This is a genomic window from uncultured Campylobacter sp., from assembly GCF_938017615.1.
Lineage (GTDB): Bacteria > Campylobacterota > Campylobacteria > Campylobacterales > Campylobacteraceae > Campylobacter_B.
The window spans coordinates 1-5,899 of sequence record NZ_CALIJA010000182.1 but is presented as its reverse complement, the minus strand read 5'-3'; the positions used below and the strand labels follow the sequence as shown (position 1 = coordinate 5,899).

Here is a 5,899-nt window from a genome sequence, read left to right as displayed (position 1 = left end):
ATGAATAATTTCATGTATTTTTGACGCATTTGGTGTTTTTATTAGAAGAATTTTTACATAAATCTATATTCAATAATTTATCCGTGACTTCAAATGAAATCGGCAGGATAAACGTATTTTCTGCAAGAACTAAAATAGCTAAATATCTGAATTGGGTGGAAATGAAAATTTCGCTTATGTGTAATAGTTTAAAATTTGAAATATGGGAAGTTTATTGCGCCTAGAAAACGCTCTCTTTTACTCAATAACCAGGCGCATTAGATACATATCCTCGCCATCGATTACGCTGATTTCGGAGCTTTTGCAACGCGGGCAAGAAAAGTCGTTTTGCGTCAAATCTCCGCTAAAACCGCAGTTTTTGCATTTTACGACGATCTCTTGGGTGTGGATGATGAGATCCGCATTTTCGCAGACGGTGCCTGCGCGAAAGACTTCATAGCAGTTTTGCAGATAATGCGCTTCCACGCCGCTTAGCCGCCCTATTTTTACGTGCAGTTCCCTTATCTGCGGATTTTTTGCGCTAGGTGTATCGCAAGGCGTCTGCGGATTTGCATCAAAGTTTTCAGCAAAATCGCCGTTTTTGTCGTTCGAGTCCATATTCGCAATGCCCGTATTTTCGGCATTCTTGGTGTCTATTATGTCGGTATTTGCAGAGTCTGTATTTCTAGCGGTATCGGCAATAATATCACAGCGATTTTTATCGCCCTGCTCGGTCGCGCCTTTTTTCTTCGCTTTTTCAGCGTTTAGCGCCTTTTCACATAGCGCCACAAGATCCGCTACGATCGATAGTTCATGCATTTTTCCCTCTAAATTTTACGGCCGCGCCGTATTTTATGCGAAATTTTGTTGTAAATTTAAAAACGCGCCCAAAATTTAGGCTTAAATTTGCCGAATTTGCACGCGAATTTAACAAATCCTCGGCAGCAGCTCGCCCTTTGGAAGCTCTAAAAATCGCTGCGAGCCGTAGGCATTTTGCAAAATCACTCGCCCTTTTACCGCATACGGAGCTTGAAATTGCCCCGCTCTATTTTCTGATACCGCGCCCACGTCGCTCGCGTCCATAGATTCGTCATGCGCGCCAAGCTTTGGTGCTAAAGTGCTACTGAATTCGCCTCCGCTGTGCCCTACTTCGCGTACCTCGCCGATGATCGCGGCGTTTGCGTCAAATTCGCGCAGTATCTCAAGCGCCCTATCCGCCTCGGCATCATCTTCTACGATCGCTACGAAAGTACCTTCGTTCGCAAGCTCGTAAGGCTCAAAGCCCAGCAACTCGCACACGCCCACTACTTCGTCGCTGATTTTGATATCCTCTTCGCGCACTAAAAATTCAAGCCCGCTAGAGCTTGCGAATTCGTTCAAAACCGCGCTAAGCCCGCCGCGCGTCGCATCTCGCATAGCTTGGATCTTCACGCCTTGCGAGATCAGTTTTTGGGTTGCGGCGCAAAGCGGTTTGCAGTCGCTTCGCAGCTCGCTGCTTAGCGCGATCTCGTCGCGTGCCGCGAGTATCACCGCCCCGTGCCGCCCGATGTCGCCGCTAAGCAGGATTTTTGCGCCCGCTTTGATGTTTTGCACGCGCGCAGGTCGCAAAACACGGCCGATTCCGCTAGTGTTGATAAAAATTTTATCGCATTTGCCGCGCGGCACGACCTTCGTGTCGCCGCAAACGATGCGAACGCCGCAGCTTCGCGCGGTGCTCGCCATCGAGTCCAGGATGCGTCGCAGCTCGCTTAGGCTAAGCCCCTCCTCGATGATGAGCGCGCAGCTTAAAAACAGCGGCTTGGCGCCCACCATCGCAAGGTCGTTGACGGTGCCGCAAACGGCGATTTTGCCGATGTCGCCGCCGTTAAAAAACAGCGGCGTGACGACGAAACTATCGGTGCTGAAAGCCAGCTCGCCGCCGAAACTAGCCGCCGAATTCAAAGCAGAGTTCGCCGCGCGGTCAAAACCCGCCTCTGCGTTCAAATTTAGTATCGCGCTGTCGTTGTTGGCGCGCAAAATTTCATTATCAAACACCGCAAAGATCGTCTCGTTGATAAGCTTATTCATCTCTTCGCCGCCGCCGCCGTGGCTTAAAAGTATAGTTTCGTTCAAATTTTTCCTTTTCGCTCGGTTTTAAAATTTAAAGCCCGTATTGCGCAGCCGAACAAGCCGTGCTACTATACGACGCCGCGCAAAATTTTAAAGCAAATTTAGCGCAACCATTCCGCTTCGGTTAAAATTTTAAAGTACGACTTGTTTTAAAATTTCCGCCCTGATAGCCGGATACAGCGCGCAAAATTTAGCCCGCGTTTTTGACGTCGCCGTATTTATAGTACGCCGCGCATGCGCCTTCGCTTGAGACCATACACGATCCTATCGGGTTTTGCGGCGTGCAGTGCTTGCCGAAAACCTTGCAATCATAGGGGCTTTTTTTGCCGCGCAAAATTTCGCCGCAGATACAGGCCTTGCTCTCGGGAGCGCTCTGTACGCTGCAATCAAACTGCACCCTGGCATCCAGCGCCGCGTACTGCGGGCGCAACTTCATGCCGCTTTTTGGAATTTCGCCGAGCCCTCTCCACGAAAAATCGCAAATTTCAAAATATTTATCTATCAAATTTTGCGCTTTTTGGTTGCCGCCCTCTTTTACGACGCGCTCGTATTCGTTGAAAACCTCGTAGGTGCCGGCGTTTTGCTGCTCCACCAAATTTAACACGCCCGCCATTATGTCAAGCGGCTCAAATCCGCTTACGGCGATCGGCTTTTTATAATCGCGCGCGATACTTTCGTAGGCCTTCGCGCCGGTGATCACGCTTACGTGGCTAGGCCCTAAAAACGCGTCTATCTGCACGTTCGCATCGTCCAAGATCGCTCGCACAGGCGCGGGCACCGTAACGTGGTTGATGTGAAAAAAGAGATTTTTTAGCCCCAAGCTTAGCGCTTTATCGATAAGCACGGCGCTCATCGGCGTCGTCGTCTCAAAGCCGATCGCAAAAAATATCACCGTTTTTTGCGGATTTTCCTGCGCGATCTTTATGCAATCAAGCGGGCTATAAAGCGCCCTGATGTCGTGCCCCTCGCTGCGCAGCTTCTGTAAGCTTGTGTGAGAGCCCGGTACGCGCAGCATGTCTGCTAGAGTGCAAAAAATACTCTGCGGCATCGCGGCGAGCTTGATCGCCTCGTCGATGCGACTGCGCGGCATCACACACACCGGACAGCCGGGGCCGTGGATAAATTTTATATTGTCGCCGACCAGGCTAGGAAGGCCGAATTTCATGATCGAGTGCGTATGTCCGCCGCAAATCTCCATGATGTTTAGCGACCTTTTGCTTTTGGAAATTATCAGCTTGCTAAGCGCTAAAATCAGCTCCTTATCCCTAAAATCCTTGATTAGATCCATTATTTACCTTAAATTTTACGGGTTTGCAAGCCGTTTTAATTCTCTGCGCCGGCTCTCGGCTCTATGCTTTGATATACGGAGCTCTCTTCCGCTCTCATCTGCTTTGCGATCTGCTCGTAAATTTCGATACTCTCCTTCGCTCGCTGCGTATCGATCTTCTCCATCGCAAAACCAACGTGGATCAGCACGTACTCCCCGACCGCCGCGGGCTCAGGGAGCAGATCCAAGCTCACGCCGCGGCGCACGCCCAGAGTCTCCACCGTCGCGAAATTATTTTCGTCGATCGAGATGATTTTTGAAGGGATTGAAAGGCACATTAACGAAATTCCTTCTTGTATTGTAGGAATTTCAGCCATTTCTCCACACCCTCGCCGCTTTTGCTATCAAGAGCGATGACGTCGGCTTTCGGATTGAGTTTGTGCACTTCGCGCACCACCTCCTCCATATCGAAGTCAAAATGCGGTAGCAGCGCTGTTTTGGTGATTACGACGCAGTCTGCGCGGCGAAATATCACGGGGTATTTTGCGATTTTATCGCTGCCCTCGGGCACGCTTAGAAGCACTACGTTCAGGTGCGCGCCCACGTCAAATGCCGCTGGGCAGACGAGGTTTCCGACGTTTTCTATGAAAACCAGATCCAAATTTTTAGTATCGATATGATGAAGCCCCTCGTGAACCATAAAGGCATCCAGATGGCAGGTCTCGCCGGTGCTGATCTGATGGGCCTGCGCGCCCGCTTTTATGATGCGATCGGCGTCGCGGTTGGTCTCTAGATCGCCCTCGATGACGCCGATTTTAAATTTGCCGCTTTTGATAGTGGCCTCAAGCAGCGTCGTTTTGCCGCTACCGGGGCTCGACATCAAATTTAAGCATAAAATTTTATCCTCGTCAAAATGGGCTCTGTTGTGAGCGGCCTCCTCGTCGTTGGCGCTTAAAATTTTACTCATCACCTCGATCGTCTTAGCATCGCTGATAGCGACATTTGCGTGGACGTGATCGTGCGCGTCGTGCTCGTGATCGATCCCCGCCTCGTGCATATGAGCGTGGGAGTGGACGGTGCCGTCCGCGTGGGTGTGGACATGCTCGTGTGTCATATCTGCGTGCGAATGGGCGCCCGCCTCGTGAGTATGGCCTACTGAACAGCCGCAATCTTTACACATTTTTTATCCTTGGAAAATAAATTTTGCGCGTAAAATACCACGTTTTTGCTTTAAACGGCGTAAATTTGATAAATTTTATATCGAAGTGCGGAATTTTATGAAATTTAATGAGGCTTGAAATTTACGTGCTTCGTTTTCGTCTAAATTTAGTGCGCTGCTTGCGAAGGCTCGACGCAAAATTTAAAGCTAGCGAGCAAAGACGCTGCTTCTAAATTTTATCGCCTGCTCGTAGATCACACAAAGTCGCACGCCGTAAATTTAGGGCTTGTGCGGTTGTGCAGCGGCTCAAAAAAATACCAAAGTCGCCGTAGATAGAAGCGCGAAATTCAGGGCTTGCGAGCGGATTTTATCCCGGTGTTCTACAATCTCGCGCGTGCTCTCTCCGGCGTGCCGAACATCGTCGCGGCAGCCGTTTTCATATCGATTTTACGCTAACTCGGGCTTTACAAATACGGCATGAAAATGCGGCTCCTTATAAAATTTAGTCGCTAGCTGTACCGATCTCGCGCCAGTGCGTAAATTTCAACCCGCGACAAGAGCGCTTTTGATTAAAATTTCTAAATTTCACGCTAGCGTTCGCTGCGTAAATTTAAACAAACTTTGCTGCCGCCTAACGTAGACGCTGCGTTTAAATTTTAAATTTACTACGCGACCGCAAAATCGCGCTTCGTAACCTACAAAAGTCGCGCAGTCTGTGTTTAAATTTAGAAGCGCGTAAAATTTAGCGCGCTGCGCTGTTTTTAAAAATGCGTAAAAGCCCTACGCTTCGGTGATAACCGCCTTTACGAGCTTGGAAAATTTCACCCCTTTTAGCGCGCCGATTTTGGCGCTGAGCCGCTCGATCTTTGAAATTTTATCCCGCATCGTGATCTCCTCGAAGCAGTGGCGCTCGTCGATGTGGAAGTGGCTGGTACTGATGATGGTGACGTTTGCGTGGTGCTCGATCTCTACGAGCTGCTCGATCAGATCGCTTTGGTGATGATCGTAAGCGATGCAAAGCACGCCCACGCAATCATCCTCGCCATCTCCGTGAAGCACGCCCTCGACCATCTTTTCGCGGATCAGATCGCGGATAAACTCGCTGCGGCTTAGGTATTGCTTGGCGCGCACCATCTCATCGAGATCCTCAAAAAGCTTCGTCGGCAGCGAAATGCTAAATCTTACGGCGCTCTCTTTTTCCTCTTTTTTCATAGTGTCCCCCTATTTCGCGTATTTTGAACGTAATTTTACCGAAATTCCGCTCAAATATTAAGAATTTTGCGCTAATTTGGCTTATTCTTTAAAATTTAAAGCTCCAAGGCACCGCGCTTATTTTGAAATTTTGCTCGCAGTTTCGCGTTGTATTTTAGTACTAGCGCGATGAA

The 5,899-nt window shown here is 49.3% G+C and carries 6 protein-coding genes; all 6 read right to left on the bottom strand.

What is annotated here, in order from left to right; genetic code table 11:
• Nucleotides 1-237: 237 nt before the first annotated feature.
• Nucleotides 238-798, bottom strand: a complete 561-nt coding sequence (locus Q0620_RS09420; RefSeq protein WP_298784746.1) for a hydrogenase maturation nickel metallochaperone HypA — start codon at nucleotides 796-798, stop codon at nucleotides 238-240.
• Between the two features lie 108 nt (nucleotides 799-906).
• Entirely contained in the window at nucleotides 907-2,091 is a 1,185-nt protein-coding gene (gene hypE / locus Q0620_RS09415) for a hydrogenase expression/formation protein HypE (protein ID WP_298784744.1), read from the bottom strand.
• A gap of 187 nt (nucleotides 2,092-2,278) precedes the next feature.
• Nucleotides 2,279-3,376: a hydrogenase formation protein HypD gene (gene hypD / locus Q0620_RS09410; RefSeq protein WP_298040962.1), complete on the bottom strand. Its 1,098-nt coding sequence runs from the start codon at nucleotides 3,374-3,376 to the stop codon at nucleotides 2,279-2,281.
• 35 nt (nucleotides 3,377-3,411) lie between these two features.
• Complete coding sequence (locus Q0620_RS09405) at nucleotides 3,412-3,693, bottom strand: HypC/HybG/HupF family hydrogenase formation chaperone (RefSeq protein ID WP_298040960.1); 282 nt, start codon at nucleotides 3,691-3,693, stop codon at nucleotides 3,412-3,414.
• Nucleotides 3,693-4,535: a hydrogenase nickel incorporation protein HypB gene (gene hypB, locus Q0620_RS09400; RefSeq protein ID WP_298784741.1), complete on the bottom strand. Its 843-nt coding sequence runs from the start codon at nucleotides 4,533-4,535 to the stop codon at nucleotides 3,693-3,695. The genes Q0620_RS09405 and hypB overlap by 1 nt, the downstream gene beginning before the upstream one ends.
• Nucleotides 4,536-5,294: 759 nt before the next feature.
• Complete coding sequence (gene nikR, locus Q0620_RS09395) at nucleotides 5,295-5,726, bottom strand: nickel-responsive transcriptional regulator NikR (RefSeq protein WP_298024210.1); 432 nt, start codon at nucleotides 5,724-5,726, stop codon at nucleotides 5,295-5,297.
• Between the last annotated feature and the right edge of the window lie 173 nt (nucleotides 5,727-5,899).

Excerpts from the sequence above, each read along its gene's own strand:
- hypD (WP_298040962.1), bottom strand. The coding sequence starts at position 3,376 with ATGGATCTAATCAAGGATTTTAGGGATAAGGAGCTGATTTTAGCGCTT.
- hypB (WP_298784741.1), bottom strand. The coding sequence starts at position 4,535 with ATGTGTAAAGATTGCGGCTGTTCAGTAGGCCATACTCACGAGGCGGGC.
- Q0620_RS09420 (WP_298784746.1), bottom strand. The coding sequence starts at position 798 with ATGCATGAACTATCGATCGTAGCGGATCTTGTGGCGCTATGTGAAAAG.
- Q0620_RS09405 (WP_298040960.1), bottom strand. The coding sequence starts at position 3,693 with ATGTGCCTTTCAATCCCTTCAAAAATCATCTCGATCGACGAAAATAAT.
- nikR (WP_298024210.1), bottom strand. The coding sequence starts at position 5,726 with ATGAAAAAAGAGGAAAAAGAGAGCGCCGTAAGATTTAGCATTTCGCTG.